Source organism: Ferrovibrio sp. GW821-FHT12D07 (assembly GCF_058807275.1).
The window spans coordinates 1510382-1527048 of the sequence record NZ_JBXAQN010000001.1 but is presented as its reverse complement, the minus strand read 5'-3'; the positions used below and the strand labels follow the sequence as shown (position 1 = coordinate 1527048).

General features: G+C 63.7%; 17 protein-coding genes. 7 read left to right on the top strand and 10 right to left on the bottom strand.

Annotation, left to right across the window (positions count from 1 at the left end):
* The first annotated feature begins 49 nt into the window (after window positions 1-49).
* Window positions 50-778 (top strand): pirin family protein, encoded by a 729-nt coding sequence (locus tag AC1RRE_RS07615; protein WP_492980517.1) that lies wholly within the window; start codon window positions 50-52, stop codon window positions 776-778.
* On the opposite strand, the gene AC1RRE_RS07610 is transcribed toward AC1RRE_RS07615, so the two are convergent.
* Window positions 775-3189 (bottom strand): DUF3772 domain-containing protein, encoded by a 2415-nt coding sequence (locus tag AC1RRE_RS07610; protein ID WP_492980516.1) that lies wholly within the window; start codon window positions 3187-3189, stop codon window positions 775-777. The two genes, AC1RRE_RS07615 and AC1RRE_RS07610, sit on opposite strands and share 4 nt — an antisense overlap.
* Window positions 3190-3362: 173 nt before the next feature.
* Here AC1RRE_RS07610 and AC1RRE_RS07605 point away from each other — a divergent pair, with 173 nt between their 5' ends.
* The 4 genes from AC1RRE_RS07605 to AC1RRE_RS07590 all read left to right on the top strand — a co-directional run bounded on the left by AC1RRE_RS07605 (window position 3363) and on the right by AC1RRE_RS07590 (window position 7679).
* A complete protein-coding gene (locus tag AC1RRE_RS07605) occupies window positions 3363-4796 on the top strand; it encodes a dihydrolipoyl dehydrogenase family protein (protein WP_492980515.1) in 1434 nt (477 codons plus the stop codon).
* 45 nt (window positions 4797-4841) lie between these two features.
* A complete protein-coding gene (locus AC1RRE_RS07600) occupies window positions 4842-6239 on the top strand; it encodes a sensor histidine kinase (protein ID WP_492980514.1) in 1398 nt (465 codons plus the stop codon).
* A gap of 147 nt (window positions 6240-6386) precedes the next feature.
* Window positions 6387-6902, top strand: a complete 516-nt coding sequence (locus AC1RRE_RS07595) for a hypothetical protein (protein WP_492980513.1) — start codon at window positions 6387-6389, stop codon at window positions 6900-6902.
* Window positions 6903-7019: 117 nt separating this feature from the next.
* Window positions 7020-7679 (top strand): hypothetical protein, encoded by a 660-nt coding sequence (locus tag AC1RRE_RS07590; RefSeq protein ID WP_492980512.1) that lies wholly within the window; start codon window positions 7020-7022, stop codon window positions 7677-7679.
* Between the two features lie 8 nt (window positions 7680-7687).
* Here the strand turns inward: AC1RRE_RS07590 and AC1RRE_RS07585 are convergent, their stop codons facing one another.
* On the bottom strand, window positions 7688-9196 hold the full coding sequence (locus tag AC1RRE_RS07585; protein WP_492980511.1) for a 3-hydroxyacyl-CoA dehydrogenase: 1509 nt from the start codon (window positions 9194-9196) through the stop codon (window positions 7688-7690).
* A gap of 136 nt (window positions 9197-9332) precedes the next feature.
* Between AC1RRE_RS07585 and AC1RRE_RS07580 the strand changes: the two genes are divergently transcribed.
* Window positions 9333-9800 carry an Hsp20 family protein gene (locus AC1RRE_RS07580; protein ID WP_492980510.1) on the top strand — a complete coding sequence of 156 codons (468 nt, stop codon included), beginning with the start codon at window positions 9333-9335 and terminating at the stop codon, window positions 9798-9800.
* 23 nt (window positions 9801-9823) lie between these two features.
* Entirely contained in the window at window positions 9824-10069 is a 246-nt protein-coding gene (locus AC1RRE_RS07575; protein ID WP_492980509.1) for a DUF1150 family protein, read from the top strand.
* A 30-nt stretch (window positions 10070-10099) separates the two neighbouring features.
* Here the strand turns inward: AC1RRE_RS07575 and ptsN are convergent, their stop codons facing one another.
* The 8 genes from ptsN to AC1RRE_RS07535 all read right to left on the bottom strand — a co-directional run bounded on the left by ptsN (window position 10100) and on the right by AC1RRE_RS07535 (window position 16480).
* On the bottom strand, window positions 10100-10564 hold the full coding sequence (ptsN, locus tag AC1RRE_RS07570; protein WP_492980508.1) for a PTS IIA-like nitrogen regulatory protein PtsN: 465 nt from the start codon (window positions 10562-10564) through the stop codon (window positions 10100-10102).
* A 54-nt stretch (window positions 10565-10618) separates the two neighbouring features.
* Window positions 10619-10948, bottom strand: coding sequence for a ribosome hibernation-promoting factor, HPF/YfiA family (gene hpf / locus AC1RRE_RS07565; protein ID WP_492980507.1), 330 nt, complete (start codon window positions 10946-10948; stop codon window positions 10619-10621).
* Window positions 10949-11145: 197 nt separating this feature from the next.
* Window positions 11146-11793: a carbonate dehydratase gene (can, locus tag AC1RRE_RS07560; RefSeq protein ID WP_492980506.1), complete on the bottom strand. Its 648-nt coding sequence runs from the start codon at window positions 11791-11793 to the stop codon at window positions 11146-11148.
* A gap of 9 nt (window positions 11794-11802) precedes the next feature.
* Entirely contained in the window at window positions 11803-13365 is a 1563-nt protein-coding gene (gene rpoN, locus AC1RRE_RS07555; protein ID WP_492980505.1) for an RNA polymerase factor sigma-54, read from the bottom strand.
* A 10-nt stretch (window positions 13366-13375) separates the two neighbouring features.
* Window positions 13376-14152, bottom strand: a complete 777-nt coding sequence (lptB, locus tag AC1RRE_RS07550; protein WP_492980504.1) for an LPS export ABC transporter ATP-binding protein — start codon at window positions 14150-14152, stop codon at window positions 13376-13378.
* The gene (locus tag AC1RRE_RS07545) at window positions 14149-14769 is read right to left on the bottom strand and encodes an LptA/OstA family protein (protein WP_492980503.1); all 621 of its coding nucleotides are present in this window, start codon (window positions 14767-14769) and stop codon (window positions 14149-14151) included. Before AC1RRE_RS07545 ends, lptB begins: the two co-directional genes overlap by 4 nt.
* Window positions 14770-14774: 5 nt before the next feature.
* The gene (gene lptC, locus AC1RRE_RS07540; RefSeq protein WP_492980502.1) at window positions 14775-15455 is read right to left on the bottom strand and encodes an LPS export ABC transporter periplasmic protein LptC; all 681 of its coding nucleotides are present in this window, start codon (window positions 15453-15455) and stop codon (window positions 14775-14777) included.
* Window positions 15456-15466: 11 nt separating this feature from the next.
* Complete coding sequence (locus tag AC1RRE_RS07535; RefSeq protein ID WP_492980501.1) at window positions 15467-16480, bottom strand: KpsF/GutQ family sugar-phosphate isomerase; 1014 nt, start codon at window positions 16478-16480, stop codon at window positions 15467-15469.
* Window positions 16481-16667 lie beyond the last annotated feature (187 nt).

Here is a 16667-nt window from a genome sequence, read left to right as displayed (position 1 = left end):
AGACTCCGGCGACGGCTGATATGGTCGGCCGTCGCCGATGGAGGTTCCCATGATGCATGTTGTTCCTTTCGACAAACTCGGCCGCATGAACATCGACTGGCTGAACAGCCGGTTCCACTTCAACTTCTCCGGCGTCGCCGCGCCGATGGGTTTCGGTTTCGGTCCGCTGCGTGTGTGGAACGATGACGAGATTGCCGCGCAGTCGGGCTTCCCGATGCATGGCCATCGCGACATGGAAATCATCACCTATGTCACCAAAGGTGCGATCAGCCATGAAGACAGCCTGGGCAACAAGGGTCGCACCCCGGCCGGCGATGTGCAGGTGATGTCCGCCGGCACCGGCATCATGCATTCGGAATTCAACGCCGAAGACGAAATGACGCATCTGTTCCAGATCTGGATCGAGCCGCGTCAGGCCAAGCTGAAGCCGCGCTGGGACCAGGCGCAGTTCCCCAAGACGGACCGCGCCAACCGGCTGGTGCCCCTGGCTTCGGGCGAGGATGCAGTGCTGAAAGCAAATGCCGGCACGCTGCTGATCCATCAGGACGCCACGCTATTCGGCGCCCTGATCGAAAAGGGCAAGTCGGTGACCTATGAGCAGCAGTCCGATCGCATGGGCTATCTGGTGGTGGCCGAAGGCACCGTCACGGTCGACGGCAATGTGCTGAAGACCCGCGACGGCGCGGCACTCGCTGGCGATGAGCCTTGGACGATCGAGGCTCCGGACGGCGCGGAAATCCTGCTGTTCGACCTGCCGCGTCCGAAGCAGACGAACTAGTCCGTCTTCTTCATCTCTTCAGGCCCTGGGTGGCGCAGGCCACCCAGGGCTTTTTCTATGCGCTCGATATCGCCCAGGAACAGCGTGTTCGGCCCGCCGAACGGCAGCCCGACCCCACTTTCCTTCAGGGATTTCATGATGGCGAAGCGCAGGTCGCTTTCGATCAGATGCCGGCGCTCGACATCGGCGATATGACCCCGCAACGCAAAGGTCAGTTGGCCGGAAGACAGATCACGGAAGATCACCTCCGGCGATGGCATGCTGAGGATTTCTTCGTGATCCTTCAGACAGCCCAGCAGCACCTCCTTGGCTTTCTCGACATCGGCGGCATAGGACAGCGGCACATTGATGTCGATCCGGCCCAGGCGATTGCGGTGCGTCCAGTTCATCACCGACTGGGATATCAACTCCGAATTCGGAATGATCACCGAGGCACGCGGGAAGGTTTCGATCTCGGTCGAACGCACGTTGATGCGGCGGACATACCCTTCCTTGCCACCCACCGATACCCAGTCGCCCACCTTCACCGGCCGTTCGATCAGCAGGATGATGCCGGAAACGAAGTTGTTGACGATATTCTGCAGGCCGAAACCGATACCCACCGTCAGGGCACCGGCAATGATCGCCAGATTGGAAAGATCGAGGCCGATGGCGCCGATGCCGGCCACGATGGCCAGCAGATAACCAACATAGGTCAGGCCGGTGACCATCGAGTTGCGCACGCCGGGATCGATGCCGCTCTGCTGTTCCAGCCGCGCATTCAGGCCGCCGCTCAGGAGCCGCGTGATGCCGATGCCCACGACCAAGATCATCAGCGCCGCGAGAATGTTGCCCAGCGAGATCGTCACCGGGCCGATCGTCACGCCATAGAACAGTTCCAGCGTATAGCTGATCAACGTCGCGCGGCTGACGCCCCAGGCCAGCGCCAGAAACACCAGCAGCAGCATGAACAGTACGATATCAGCCAGCAGGCCGAGCAGCAGGCGCGAGGTCGTGCTCAGCGGGCCGCTCAAGCCCAGACTCTGCCGCCAGATCCGGAAGCGACTTTCCGGATTCTCTGCCAGGTTGGCCAGCCCGTCACGGATCGCATTGCGCACCAGCACATAGGCGGCCAACGCCAGCGCCGAGCCCAGCAGTCCGTAGGAAATATAGGCACCGACGCTGTAATACCCGAGCAGGACAGCGACCAGACAGAACAGGTTGAGCGTGAAATTCACGCCCGCCATCAGGCGCAACGGCCGCCAGTCATCGGGCAGCGTACGCCACAGTCGCGGATCGGCGAAAGCCAGGTTGGCCACCACCAGGAAGATCGCGACGGCGGCGATCACCAGGTCGCGGCCGGCCGTGCCGAAATCGGGCACACGCGACGGTGCAACCAGCAGCGACACCAGAACAATGCCGATGACGAAACCGCCGGTGCGACGCAGCAGGCTCTCACGCCCGGGTTTGGGCAACGGGATCAGCGCCCAGGCCGGCTGACGTGGCGCCAGCGCCGCCTGCGCCAGACCATAGGCCAGCAGTGCAATGGTGAAGGCCTGCATCATCGTATAGAGCATGCTGCCGACCAGGCCATTGGCCCAACCATTGCCAACCAGCACGCCGTAGCCAGCCCAGAGCACCACCAGCGGCACGGCGGTGCGGCGGATCAGTTCAGTAAAAGCCGCAATCGTGCGGCGTACCGATGACGGATCTTCGCTTCCCGGCTGGATGCCGTATTGCCGCCGCAGCCAGCGCTGTGCCGGCATCAGCAGGCCGATCGACAATGCAGTGACCAGCACAATCTGCAGCAACGTCGTGGTGGTCGACCGACGTTCATCATTGGCCTGCCACCACTGCTCCGGTGCCGCCAGAACCTGTGCCGACACGGCCTGCACCTCGGAAAAGCCGTCGCGCCAGAAAGCCGGATTGAATGGTGACGGACCACGATAGATCAGCTGTCGGGTGAACTGCCGCCGCGCCTGATCGGCGACCTCGTCCTGCAGCGCCACGATGCGGGCCAACGCCAGTTCGGCCTGCTTCACGCTGTCCTGATTTGCCTGCAGCCGTGTCGAGACCTGCCGGCGCGACTCAGATACCGCGGCCGACTCACGCAGCTGCCCCGTTGCCGGCGCAGGCCCCAATGCATCGAGCTGAATCTGCGTTGCCGTCACGGCCTGCCTGAACAGGTCGCGCTCCTGTGTGGCGGTGACGCGCAGACGATCCAGATCGGTGCGCAGCACGGCGAAATCATCGTCGTTCAGGCGCGGATCGCGCAACTGACGCTCGATGCCCCCCAGCACGGCAGACCAGTTGGTCTGCGCCGGACGATCAGAGGTAGCTGGTGATGCCGGCTGGCCGAACGCCGGCAGGGTGGTCAGCGGACTGATCAGCAGGGCCAGCAGCAGAAGAACGGAACGTGCGAGAGAGGTCATGCGGTCGGACATCGAAAGACGGAGGATGCAATTGTGATAGCCCGGCGGCCGGGTACGGTTTGCAATCTACCCTGTCTGACCCGCGAATGGGGCAAAAACTGGGCCGTCATTAATCACCGCAAGCGTGCGGACCGCGCCTTGACTTCAATGGCCGCGCTGTCTTTGCTGGCTGCATGGCCGAACGACTGGATTGCGATATTGCCGTCATCGGCGCGGGCGCCGGCGGCATTGCCGTGGCGACCGGGGCCGCCGTCATGGGCGCGCGCACGATTCTGATCGAACGCGGCCGCATGGGAGGCAATCGCCTGCATGGCGGCGATATTCCGGCTGCGGCGCTGATCGCCGCCGGCCACCATGCCGTGGCCTGGCGCGCCACCGAAGCCTTCGGCATCCGCCATGACGACCCCGAGATCGACTTTCCCGCGGTCATGCACCGCGTGCAGGCGGCCATTGCCGCCCAGGCGCCGAACGATTCCGCCGAACGGTTGTCGGCATTGGGCGCCACCGTCCTGCAGGGCGAGGCACGCTTCACGGCGGCCGATCGCCTGACGGTTGGCGACACCGTGATCCGGCCGCGCCATGTGGTGATCGCCAGCGGTTCGCGACCGGCCATTCCCCCAATCGAGGGTCTGGCCGGCATTCCCTACCTCACCACCGATACGCTGTTCTCGGCCCTGACCGAACGGCCGCTGCATCTGCTCGTCATCGGTGGCGGACCCAGCGGCGTCGAACTGGCGCAGGCCTTCCGCCGGCTGGGTACGCGCGTCACGCTGATCGAACGCCTGCGCTGCCTGAACCGCTGCGATCCCGAACTGAGCGGCCTGCTGATCGACACGCTGCGCGCCGACGGCGTGATCGTGCATGAACAGACGGAAGTGATGCTCGCCGAGAATACTGCTTCGGGCATCGTGCTGACGCTGCAGCATGCCGATGGCAGCAGCACGCGCATCGCCGGTTCGCACCTGCTGATGGCGACAGGGCGTGTGCCCAACAGCGATGATCTCGGTCTGGAGGCTGCCGGCGTGCACCACGATGCGCGCGGGATCGCCGTGGATGGACGACTGCGCAGCAGCAACCGCCACGTCTGGGCCGTGGGCGATGTCACCGGCCTCAGCCCCGCCACCCATACGGCGCGGCATCACGCCACCATCGTGCTGAAGAACATCCTGTTCCGGCTGCCGGTACGCGCCGATCAGGCCATGCTTCCTTACGTGGTTTACGGCGATCCGGACTATGCCAGCGTGGGCCTGTCCGAATCCGAGGCCCGCGCCCGCCATGGCCGCATCAATATCCTGCGCCAGACCTTTGCCGCCAACGACCGCGCCCAGGCCGAGGGCCGCGTGGACGGACAAATCAAGGTTATCGTCACGCCCGGGCGCGGTCGCATCCTTGGGGTAACCATTTCCGGACCAATGGCGGCCGACCTGATCCAGGTCTGGCAGCTTGCCATCGGCAAGGGGCTCGGTGTCGGCGCCCTGCAGGGCCTGCCAATACCCCATCCGACTCGTGGTGAGGCGGGCAAAGCTGCAGCCGGCGATTTCTACCGTCCGCGACTGTTGAGCCCGATTCTACGTCGCATGGTTCAGTTGCTCGCCCGTTTCGGCTGACGCTCTATAATAGCACTCATGAACGGAGGGGTTCCTGAGAATACGATGCCGCGACGGCCGCGCCAGATCAGCGCGGCGAGCCTGTCGCGTCGCCTGCTGTTCCTCACCCTCATCTTCATCGCCATCGTCGAAGTGCTGATCTATCTGCCGGCGATGGCGCGGTTCCGCATCAGTTATCTGGAAGCCCGCATCGAACTGGCCGACCAGGCGGCGCTGGCCCTGCTCGCCGCGCCCGACGGCATGGTCAGCAGCGAGCTCGAAGCCGAACTGCTGCGCAATGTCGGCGGCAAGCTGGTCGCCATGCGGCAACGGGAACGGAACGCATTGATCCTGAGCGACCGGCAGGAACTGCCGATGCTGGGCAAGCCGATGGACCTCGCCAACTGGATGTGGTGGGAAGCCATCACGGATGCCGGCATGACCCTGAGCGGCCGCGCCGATCCCTTCCTGCGCGTGCTTGGCCCCTCTCCGCGCGATCCGCAGACTCGCATCGAAGTGGTGCTGCCCACCGAACCGCTGGCCGAGGCGCTGCGCGAATTCTCCTGGCGCGTCTTCTGGCTGTCGCTTGCCATCGCCATCTTCATCGGCGCACTGGTCTATATCAGCCTGCAATGGCTGCTGGTGCGGCCGATCCTGCGCCTGATCGACAGCATCGTCGGCTTCCGTTCCGCGCCGGAGGACGCGCGCCAGATCATCCGGCCTTCGTCACGCCGTGACGAACTGGGCCTGGCCGAGCGCGAATTGCAGATGATGCAGCAGGACCTGCGCCAGGCCCTGACCCAGCGCATCCGCCTCGCCCAGCTCGGCATCGCCGTCAGCAAGATCAGCCATGACCTGCGCAACATGCTGGCCTCGGCGCAGTTGGTCTCCGACCGCCTGGCCACATCGGACGACCCCACCGTGCGCCAGGTGGCGCCGCGGCTGGTCTGGTCGATTGACCGCGCCATCGCGCTCTGCGCCCAGACCCTGCGCTATGGCAAGGCCGAGGAGCGCGCGCCTGAACCGCGCCGCATCCTGCTTCACCGGATGGTCGACGACATCGCCGCCGGTCTGGGCGTTGCCGATTGCGGCGAGATGCGCTGGCACACCGCCATCCCGCCCAACCTGGCTGTGCTGGCCGATCCCGATCACCTGTATCGCGTGCTGAACAACCTCGCGCGCAATGCCGCCCAGGCAATGTGCGAAGGCGGCGACATCCGTATTGCCGCCGCCCTCAGCGGCGATGCCGTGGTCATCGAGGTGGCCGACAGCGGCGGCGGCCTGAGCGATGCCGCCCAGGCGCATCTGTTCGAGCCGTTCCGGGGCGGCCGCACCGGCGGCACCGGCCTCGGCCTGGCCATCGCGCGCGAACTAATCCGCGCCCATGGCGGCGACCTGGAACTGGCGCGCACCGGCCCGCTGGGCACCACCTTCCGCATCATCCTGCCGAATCCGGCCGAATAGCGCGCAGAACCGGCGCCGCCATCACGATATGGCTAACGCCTTTTAACCATATCCCTTAACTGGATATTCAATCTGCATGACGCGATAATGCGGGGCGGCCAGAACGGCCATGGCTGACTCCGACGGAGTCTCGCAGGAGAGAAACCCATGCGTAGGATTTTGAACGCGATCATTCTTCCGCTGCTGTGCGCCGGCCTGTTGGCAGGCTGCTCCGACACGCGCGACAACCTGACTCCCGCCGCACAGTGGGGTGCAGTCGGCCTCGGCTACGAGATCGTCAAGACCAAGATCGAGCGCCGACTGGAGATCAGCTGCAATCCGCTGAACATCGTCAGCGACGGCACCTACTGCGTCAGCAACTACAAGCCGACCGACCGCCAGGAAGTGTATTGCTTCAAGACGCTGGGCGGCGTCGACTGCTACGCCGAGCCCGATCCCTATTCGCTCGAAGGCCGCCAGCTGCCGGCGCAGCCGCGCGCGCTCGCCGATCCACGCATGCCGATGACGCCGCCGGGCCGCCGTACGCCGCCCCCGCAGGTCGCCACTGCCCCGATCGGTGCCGAGCAGGTCGCCGAACCGGCCATGATCGAACCGGCGGCGAGCGACAAGCCGGAACGCCCCGCCGCCGGCGCCAGCGAACTTCCCGCCCCGAAGGCGATGTAGGAGCGACACTGCGTCACCACTGAAGAGGCCAGCGCACAGTCATGCCTACCTAAAGGGCTATTTCCTCTCCCTTACACCTACCATAGGGTTCACCGATAATGTGACCTGGGAGGGGATATGAAGCGTTTCCTGCAGCTTTTCGTTTTTGCAGCCTTACTGATGCCTGGAATGGCTGCCGCCAACGACCCGACTTTTGGCGACAAGGCGCTGTCGGTCGACGACATCCGCGCCCAGTTTCAGCAGAAGCTCGACGCAAACCCGCAAGCTAAGCCCTACATGCTCGTTGCAGATTGGACGCCCATAGAATGCGCCGACATCTGGGGACCCGCTGCACAGCCCCAAGATAAATGCCTGGCCGGCCCCTCATTCGTTGGCGGCCAGCAATGCCAGTTTCAGAACTTCGCCCTTTTCCGTAATGCTGGTAAAAACGAAACGATCCTGCAGGCCCTGCTGCCTAAGGAAAGCCGGTGCGGCGTGAACTCAGGCAGTCCGTCTGCCGATCAGAAGTTCATCAAGGACCTGATTGAGACAGCTTATGCGCCGCAAAAATATAACAGCGTGAAACTGGTCGGTAATGCCCATACGCTGGAATTCACTGCCGCCGGCAAAAACTGCATCGGGTTCCGTGAATATGGCAGCCCCGCATCTGCTCCGGGCAACCCCATGGCACTCTATAGCTTCTCCATACTAGGATATCTGTGCGATTCCGCTGGTGGCAGCTATGACAAGACACGGATCGAACAGGAACTGAAAACCGTGCGGCCGAAAGGCTTCTGACGCCCGCCTCAGTCTTCCGTCAGCGCCGACAGGCCGAGCAGCGCACGCCGCCGCAGCCACAGGCTGGGGCGATAGCGGTCGTCGCCGGTGATCGCCTGCAGCTGGGTCAGGATGGTGTGCACCGTCTCCAGCCCCATCGCATCAGCCAGTGCCAGCGGGCCGAAGGGATAACTCAGGCCCAGGGTCATCGCACGATCGATATCGGCCGGACCGGCGATGCGAATCTGCGCCATCTCGCAGCCCAGATTGGCCACCATGGCGGCAATGCGCTGGCCGATGAAGCCAGGGCTGTCATGGATCGCGGTCACGGCACGGCCGGCGGCATGGAACTGCGCCACCAGCCCTTCCAGCAGATCGCGTCGCGCCCCCGGGGCACGCATCAGCGTCAGCCGCTTGTCCAGCTTGCCGGCGATGTCGACAGCGAACAGCCGGCGATGGTCGAAGCCGCGGCGGGCGGCATAGCCCGAGCAATCCTCGCCCAGCAGGGCGCAGAGGATCGGGCTGTCACCGTCATCAAACCCGCTCACTTCGAAACCGAAGCTGCGCAGCAACTCGCCCAGGGCCTCGTCATCCTCGGCCAGGGCGACGCGCAGGATCGGAGGGGCGCTGGCCGGCGCATCAGGTGATTCCGTGATGGCCTTGCCGTCCTCGCCATAGGCGAAGAAGCCCTGTTTGGTCTTGCGGCCGAGCTGGCCGCTTTCCTTCAACAACTGATGCAGCGGCGAGGTCGCCAGCCGGCGGTCGTAGAAATAGCCCTCGTGAATGATCTCGCTAACCGGGAAATTCACATCGATGCCAGTCAGGTCCATCAACTCGAACGGCCCCATGCGGAAACCCCAGTTGTCGCGCATGACCGCGTCGACCTGGGCCGGCGTCGCCACGCCCTCGGATACGATGCGCAGGGCTTCCTGCGTATAGGCGCGACCGCCCAGATTGACCAAAAAGCCCGGACTATCCTGCACGACAACCGGCTGCCGCCCCATGCGCGTCCCGGCTTCGACCAAGGCGGCGATGGTGGCATCGCTGCTGCCCGGCGCACGGATCACCTCGACCAGTTTCATCAGCGGTACGGGGTTGAAGAAATGCAGGCCGGCGATGCGGTCGCGATTCTGGCAGGCGCTGGCGATGGAGGCGATGCGTAGCGATGAGGTGTTCGAGGCCAGCAGGCAATCCGGACGCACGATGGCTTCCAGCTGCCGGAAGACCTCCTGCTTGATGCCCAGATTCTCGACGATGGCTTCCACCACCAGATCGGCTGGCGCGAAAGCCTTCATGTCGTCGACCACACTCAGACGCGCTTTCGCGGCATCGGCAGCGGCGGGCTCCATGCGGCCTTTCACCACCATTTGGTCCAACTGCATCAGCACTGCGTCGCGCGCCTTGGCGGCCGCGCCTGGTGCGGCATCGAACAGCAGCACCGTCATGCCGCCGGTCATGCCGACCTGCGCGATGCCACGGCCCATGGCGCCTGCGCCAACCACGCCAAGTGTCTGAATTTTTTGCCTAGATTCGGCCACAATTGCCTCCGGATTTCGCCGCACATCCTGCCCAGATGGGTCTTGAACCGCAAGCCGCGCCACCCCACATCTTCATCGTTGGAGTGCCTATGAATCAGGGCTCCGACAGGCCTCGCTTAGACTTAAGGAGTCCGTGATGACAACCAGAGTATCTCTCTTTTCCAGCCCGTTGCTGCTGGGCTTCGACCATGTGGAGCGGATGATCGAACGTGCCACCAAGGCCGGTTCGGAAGGCTATCCGCCCTATAATATTGAACAGATCGGTGAAGACGGCCTGCGCATTACGTTGGCTGTGGCCGGTTTTGGCCCGGCTGACCTGTCGATCACCGTGGAAGACAACCAGCTTGTCATTCGCGGCAAGCAGTCCGATGACAAGGAACGGATTTACCTGCATCGCGGCATTGCCGCGCGGCAGTTCCAGCGCAGTTTCGTGCTGGCCGACGGCATTGAGGTCACCGGAGCCGAGCTGGCCAATGGCCTGCTGCATATCCAGCTCCGCCGACCCCGGCCGGAACCTCAGGTCCGCACCATCGCTATTAATACGACAGACGGCGGTCGCAGCGACACCCTGGGTGTCAGCGATAAAAGCCGTGGCAGCGTCTAAGCACTCTGCCGAAGGAGAAAAACATGGCCACCCCCAGTAACCACGATACCTACGTCAACACCCGTCGCATGCAGGACGCAATGACCACTGAAACCTTCGCCAATCTCGGCGCGCCGGATCTCGCCTATATCCGGCCGGTGCAAACCGAGGAAGGTCTGGTCTGGGGCGTCTATGCAGCCAATGGCAACCAGCTCGGCTGGGCACCCGAACGCGATCTTGCATTCGCCGCAGCCCTGCAAAACGAACTGATGGCCGTCAGCGTCCACTGACGGCCATCAATAAGATCGGCTGCGCCGCTATCAGGCGGCGTGGCTGGTCGGGCTGTCGGTGAGCAGGGCGTAGATCGCATCAGCGCTCTCGGCGCCGCGCAGCTTCTCGCAAACCGCTTTGTCGCGCAGCAGGCGTGATACCCGCGCCAGCGCCTTCAGGTGATCGGCGCCGGCGGCTTCCGGCGCCAGCAGCAGGAAGATCAGGTCCACCGGCATTTCGTCGATGGAATCGAAATCGATCGGACGCTCCACGCGGGCGAACAAACCATACAGCTTGTCCAGGCCGGCCAGGCGGCCGTGCGGAATGGCGATGCCATTGCCCACGCCCGTGGTACCGAGCCGCTCGCGCTCCAGCAGCGTATCGAAGATCGCACGCTCATGCTGGCCGGTGATCCGGGACGCACGCGCCGCCAGTTCCTGCAGCGCCTGCTTTTTACTATTGGCTTTGAGATTGGCGACAACGCCGTCAGGACTCAAAAGCTGAAAGATTTCCATGGGGAGAGATGCCTCTGCGGCTGCCGTGGCACTACACCGGGTCGCTGACGCGACTCAGGCGAGGTCTCCAACGGCAGACTGTTGACGCGTATGATGGTTGCGTCGCTTGCGCTTGTCGCGCCGAACCTGTTTGGCCAGCTTCTCCAGAGCTTTGTCGAAGCTGGCGTAAATTTCCGCATCCTCGCCTTCCGACTGCATGGCAATGCCGGAACCGACATGCACCGAGCAATGGCAATGATACATCGAGCCGACGCGCTTGAAGACGACCTGCGCTTCGATGGCATTATCCATATACTTCGATACGGATGTAGTGAGGTTGTCCTCGACATAGTCCCGAAGGGATTCGCCGAGGTCGAGTTGCTGTCCGGACGTCAGGATTTTCATGATGCGTCGAAACCCGAGTTCGATCGGTCAGAGCATGATTGTAGTACGGCGGCTCGCGCCCGTCATGCGGCGCGGACCATAGACAAGGCAATTCCCCCTGTCAACCGCATCCATCCTCCCTAACCTATTGATTCCAATGATATCTGCAGCCGAAAATAGCTGTGGATATCGCTCAAAGGCGACGGTTTGGACCCGCGTCAGGGCTGGGCCGATTCCGGCTTGGTGCGGAATATCTCGGCCAACCCCTCCGGACTCGATATGGTGACTTCCAGATCGCGTATCAAGCCGTTGGAGATGCCGTAGACCCAGCCATGCAGGCTGAGGTCCTGGCCGTGATGCCACGCATTCTGCACGATGGTGGTCTTAGCCAGATTGGCGACCTGCTCGCGGACATTCATCTCGCACAGCGCGTTCAGGCGCCTGTACTCGTCGACGATGGCGGTGAGATCGTCCTTGTTGCGGTCGAAGACATCGCGGATCGGCCGCAGCCAGTGATCGATCAGGCCCAGTTGCTGGGGCTGCATCGCCGCACGCACGCCGCCGCAGCCGTAATGGCCGGTGACGATGACGTGCTTCACCTTCAGATACTCGACCGCATACTGCAGAACCGCCAGACAGTTCAGATCGGCCGGATGCACCAGGTTGGCGACGTTGCGGTGGACAAACAGCTCGCCCGGGTCGAGGCCAACGATTTCATTGGCCGGCACCCGGCTGTCGGCACAGCCGATCCACAGATAGGCGGGATTCTGCTGATGCGTCAGCCGATCAAAGAAACCGGGATCGACCCGCAGTTTCGACATCGCCCAGTCGCGGTTGCTTTCAAACAGCGGCGCAATATCAGCCATGGATACTCCTCAGCCCACCTTCAGCAGGCCGGCCTTCTTGAGGCGGCGGCGCTCCACTGACGAGGGAATGTTCATTGCTTCTCGGTATTTCGCCACGGTGCGGCGGGCGATGTCGACGCCCTTGCCCGCCAGCATTTCCACAATCTTGTCATCCGACAGCACATCTTCCGGCGGTTCGCCATCGATCAGCGACTTGATGCGATGGCGGATCGATTCCGCCGAGAAAGCCTCGCCGCCATCGGTGGCGGCAATGCTGGCGGTGAAGAAATACTTCATCTCGAAAATGCCGCGCGGGGTCGCCATCGTCTTGTTCGAGGTGACGCGGCTGACTGTACTCTCATGCATCTCGATGGCTTCGGCCACGGCACGCAGGTTCAACGGCTTCAGATGCGACACGCCATGGCGCAGGAAGGCATCCTGCTGGCGCACGATCTCGCTGGCCACCTTCAGGATGGTCTGGGCGCGCTGGTCCAGCGACTTGACCAGCCAGTTGGCCGAATTCAGGCAGTCCGACATGTAGGATTTGGCCTGCTTGACCTCCGCGATCTTGGTGCCGTTGGCACCCTTCTCCACCTTGGTGACGCGGGCGTAGTACCGGCTGTTGACCAGGACGCGTGGCAGTGTCTCGGTATTCAGTTCCACCGCCCAGCTGCCGTCATTGGCACGGCGGACATAGACATCAGGCACCAGCGTCTGTACCGGCTCGCCGCCGAACAGCAGGCCCGGCTTCGGATTCAGTGCCCGGATTTCCTTCACCATGTCGCTGACGTCTTCCTGATCGACGCCGCAGATGCGCATCAGGCCGGCGATATCGCGCTTGGCCAGCAGTTCCAGGTTGTCCAGCAGCGCCTGCATGGCGGGGTCGAGACGGTCGCGTTCACGCAGCTGCAGCGCCAGGCATTCCTTCAGACTGCGCGCAAAGATGCCCGCCGGCTCGATGGTCTGCAGATCGAGTAGCACGGCCTCGACCTCGTCGGCCTCGATGCCCAGCCGCGCGCCGATGTCCTCCAGTGATTCCGTCAGGTAGCCCGCATCGTCCAGCGCATCGATCAGGGTCTGGCCGATCAGGCGGTCGGTGGCATTGGCCGGCATCAGCAGCCACTGCTCCTGCACATGATCGCGCAGGTTCAGCGTCTCGGACAGCGTCTGTTCAAGACCGTTCTCGCCATCCTCGAAGCGGGAATTGCCGCCGCTGCCGGTGATGTTGTTGCTGCTCAGGCCCTGCGTATCGGGCCCAGCGGCATCGTAGCCGCTGTCGCCATTGAAGGTGTTGCTGTCGACCGTCGCATCGACATCCATGCTGTCGCGCGCCTTGTCCGAGATCGCATCCGATCCCAGATCCAGCCGCTCGGCCGGACCATCGCCATCGGCGACCTCGAAGGCATCGCGGGCATCTTCGCCCGGCCCGTCGCCATCGATGCGTTCCAGCAGCGGATTGCGCTCCAGCTCCTGCTCGACATAGGCGGTGAGTTCAAGATTGGAAAGCTGCAGCAGCTTGATCGCCTGCTGCAGCTGCGGCGTCATTACAAGGGCTTGACCCTGCCTGAGTTCGAGACGCGGACCCAGTGCCATGGCTAAGCCGTCACCAGCTGAACCGCTCGCCGAGATAAACGCGCCGCACATTCTCATCGGCGACGATTTCGGTCGGGCTGCCTTCCATCAGAACCTTGCCATCATGCAGGATGTAGGCCCGGTCGATGATGTCCAGCGTCTCGCGCACGTTGTGGTCGGTGATCAGCACGCCGATGCCGCGATCCTTCAGATGCGACACCAGTTCGCGAATTTCGCCCACCGCGATCGGATCGATGCCGGCCAGCGGCTCGTCCAGCAGCATGAAGGACGGCTGGGTGGCCAGCGCACGGGCGATTTCGCAGCGGCGACGCTCGCCGCCCGATAGCGCCAGCGCCGGCGTGCGGCGCAGATGGGTGATCGAGAATTCCGCCAGCAGGTCTTCCAGCATGGCCTCGCGCCGGTCGGTCTCGGGTTCGACCAGTTCCAGTACCGCGCGGATATTCTGCTCGACCGTGAGGCCGCGGAAGATCGAGGCTTCCTGCGGCAGGTAGCCCATGCCGAGGCGGGCGCGGCGATACATCGGCAGGCCGGTGATCTCGTGGCCATCCAGGGTGATGGCGCCGTGATCGGGATTGATCAGCCCGGTCATGATGTAGAAGGTCGTGGTCTTGCCGGCGCCGTTGGGGCCGAGCAGGCCAACCGCTTCGCCACGCTGCACATACAGCGAGACATCGCGCAGCACCGGGCGCTTCTTGAAGCTCTTGCCCAGACGATGCGCCGCCAGTCCCGGTGTGGGATTTTCCGAGGCCAGCCGCAGGTCCGGCTTCATGTCGTCCCGGCTGCTCATCGCCGCTGCCCTTGAGTCCCCTGGCCGGAACTTGCCGGCGGTTGCTGCTGGGCGTTGTTGGGCACGATGACCGCCTGCACACGACCGCCGGTGGTGAGCGGGTCGCAGGTGCTGCGGCCGGTATCCTGGTGCATCACCACGCGGGCGCAGCGCACCGTGCTCTGGTCGCTGCTCAGCAGTACGTTGCCGGTCAGCGTGATGGTGTTCTTGTCGACGTCGTAGATGCCAAGCTCGCCCTGCGCGCGCTCGCGCGGCGTCGAGACGAAGACATTGCCCTTGGCTTCCACCTTGGTGATCGAACTGGCATCGGGGCCACCGGGCACGATCGACGGGCCCGGTTTCTGCTGTGCGGGGCGCTGTTGCGCCGCCGGCTGGGCTCCGCGTTCGCGGTAATGCACGAACAGCTCGTCCGAGCGCAGGCGGCTCTCGCCCTGCACGACGTCGACCTTGCCACGGAAGATCGCCATCTGCTTGTCCTGCTGCACTTCCAGGGTGTCGGAGGAAATGTTGACCGGCTGGTCACTCTTCTGACGCGCACCCATGTTGAACTGCGCCGCCGCCGGCAGGCTGTAGGCCGCCACGAGTGTTGCGAGAAGCAGTGTCGAAGAAAGCCGCATCACGATCAGCCCCGTTTTTCCTGGGCGAAAATCTTGGTCTTCACCCCGTTGATGAACACCACCACCTTGCCGCCGTCGTAAATCCGCATGCCATTGGCGTTGATGGTGCCCATGCCCGTCTGTCCCCAGACCTTTTCATCGCTGGAGATCACCTTGGTCTTCATGTCGACCTCGGCTGAGTTGCCGTGCATCTCATAGCCCTGGTCGCCAAAGAGGGAAATGTTGCCGAACAGGGTCAAGGTTTCGCTGGTGCCGTTGTAGATGCCCGTATCGGATGACAGCGCCCACCACTGGCCATTGTTCATGGTCAGGTCGGCCTGCACGCGGTCGAGCGTCACCTGCTTGTCGTCCTTGGGGTCCTGGATGGCGCGGTCGGCGGTGACCACATAGGGTTGGCCGCTGGAATCCGAACCGCGATAACGCGGGTTGTTCATCACCAGGGCGGCATTCTCGCTGTCCACCGCCGTCAGGCTCAGCGACAGCAGGTTCTGTCGCTTGGTGAGCTGCGGCCAGGCGAAGATCGCGGTGATCAGACCCAGCGCCATGGTCGGCAGGACGAATTTCATGAACCGAACGAAGCGGCGGCGGCGCGGAATCTGCGACAGCGCGCCGGCGGCATCGCGATGCCGGAAGCCGGTATTGCGCTCGCGCGCTTCCGCCCTGACCTGATCCGGTCCTGCTGCCATCACCGCATTCCTCATGTGATTCCGGCACGCACGCAATCGTGCATATGCAGGATGCCCACAGGACGCGTGCCATCGACCACAAAGAAAGCAGTGATGCGGCGGCGGTTCATCTCACCCAGCGCTTCGCCGGCAAGCTGGTTCGGGCCGATGGTGATGGGATTCTTGGTCATCACCGCCTCGACCTTCTGGCTCAGCAGATCGCCCTCGATATGGCGGCGCAGATCGCCGTCGGTGACGATGCCCAGCAGCCGGTCCTTGTCGCGGCCGGTCTTGCCCACGATGCCGATACAGCCGAAGCTGCGGCCGGCCATGGTCACCAGCGCCTCGCGCATCGGTGTGCCCACGGCCACCAGCGGCATCTCGGCGCCGCTATGCATCAGGTCCTTCACCTTCTTGAGCTGCGTTCCGAGCTTGCCGCCCGGATGGAAGACGCTGAACTGGTCCTTGGTGAAGCCCTTGCGTTCCATCAGACCGACGGCGAGCGCATCGCCCAGCGCCAGCATCATGGTGGTGGAGGTGGTGGGTGCCTGCGCGATCGGGCAGGCCTCTTCCACCGGCGGCACCAGCAGCACCACATCGGCCGCATCGCCCAGGGCCGACTTCGCCTTCTTGGTCATGGCGATCAGCGGAATGGCAAAGCGCTTGGCATGGGCGATTACATCGGCCAGCTCATGCGTCTCGCCGGAATTCGACAGGCAGATCACCACATCGCCCGGCATGATCATGCCCAGGTCGCCGTGGCTCGCTTCGCCCGGATGCACGAAGGCCGCCGGCGTGCCGGTGGAGGCCAGCGTCGCAGCGATCTTGCGCGCCACATGGCCGCTCTTGCCCATGCCGGAAATGATGGCGCGGGCATGCGAGCCATCGTCGCGACTGACCGTCATCAGGATGTCGAGCGCCTTGGTGAAGTTGGTATCCAGGTTCGCGGCGAGCGCGGCCAGGCCATTGGCTTCCATCAGCAGGACGCGACGACCGACCTCGATATCGGGATTGCCGCCGGCCGGCCGGCGGCTTGAAACCTGCACGACCTTGCCCGCTGACGCCCGGGTCTTACTCCGGACGGCGGCCGCTTTCCGGGGAGTAGCCCCGGAGGTCTTCGCACGTTTTTTTCCGGCCCGCTTAACACGCGCGACGGAGGGTGCGGATGCCATGATCTATCCACCACTGACGAGACACTAACAAGAATCGTGCCAAGTATGGAGAATCAGGCCT

What these genes read in the sequence shown, in the direction of transcription:
- AC1RRE_RS07615 (WP_492980517.1), top strand. Translation starts at nt 50, where the DNA reads ATGATGCATGTTGTTCCTTTCGACAAACTCGGCCGCATGAACATCGAC.
- AC1RRE_RS07575 (WP_492980509.1), top strand. Translation starts at nt 9,824, where the DNA reads ATGGCCACCCCCAGTAACCACGATACCTACGTCAACACCCGTCGCATG.
- AC1RRE_RS07595 (WP_492980513.1), top strand. Translation starts at nt 6,387, where the DNA reads ATGCGTAGGATTTTGAACGCGATCATTCTTCCGCTGCTGTGCGCCGGC.
- lptB (WP_492980504.1), bottom strand. Translation starts at nt 14,152, where the DNA reads ATGAGCAGCCGGGACGACATGAAGCCGGACCTGCGGCTGGCCTCGGAA.
- hpf (WP_492980507.1), bottom strand. Translation starts at nt 10,948, where the DNA reads ATGAAAATCCTGACGTCCGGACAGCAACTCGACCTCGGCGAATCCCTT.
- AC1RRE_RS07605 (WP_492980515.1), top strand. Translation starts at nt 3,363, where the DNA reads ATGGCCGAACGACTGGATTGCGATATTGCCGTCATCGGCGCGGGCGCC.
- ptsN (WP_492980508.1), bottom strand. Translation starts at nt 10,564, where the DNA reads ATGGAAATCTTTCAGCTTTTGAGTCCTGACGGCGTTGTCGCCAATCTC.
- AC1RRE_RS07600 (WP_492980514.1), top strand. Translation starts at nt 4,842, where the DNA reads ATGCCGCGACGGCCGCGCCAGATCAGCGCGGCGAGCCTGTCGCGTCGC.
- can (WP_492980506.1), bottom strand. Translation starts at nt 11,793, where the DNA reads ATGGCTGATATTGCGCCGCTGTTTGAAAGCAACCGCGACTGGGCGATG.
- AC1RRE_RS07545 (WP_492980503.1), bottom strand. Translation starts at nt 14,769, where the DNA reads ATGCGGCTTTCTTCGACACTGCTTCTCGCAACACTCGTGGCGGCCTAC.
- AC1RRE_RS07580 (WP_492980510.1), top strand. Translation starts at nt 9,333, where the DNA reads ATGACAACCAGAGTATCTCTCTTTTCCAGCCCGTTGCTGCTGGGCTTC.
- AC1RRE_RS07590 (WP_492980512.1), top strand. Translation starts at nt 7,020, where the DNA reads ATGAAGCGTTTCCTGCAGCTTTTCGTTTTTGCAGCCTTACTGATGCCT.
- AC1RRE_RS07610 (WP_492980516.1), bottom strand. Translation starts at nt 3,189, where the DNA reads ATGACCTCTCTCGCACGTTCCGTTCTTCTGCTGCTGGCCCTGCTGATC.
- lptC (WP_492980502.1), bottom strand. Translation starts at nt 15,455, where the DNA reads ATGGCAGCAGGACCGGATCAGGTCAGGGCGGAAGCGCGCGAGCGCAAT.
- rpoN (WP_492980505.1), bottom strand. Translation starts at nt 13,365, where the DNA reads ATGGCACTGGGTCCGCGTCTCGAACTCAGGCAGGGTCAAGCCCTTGTA.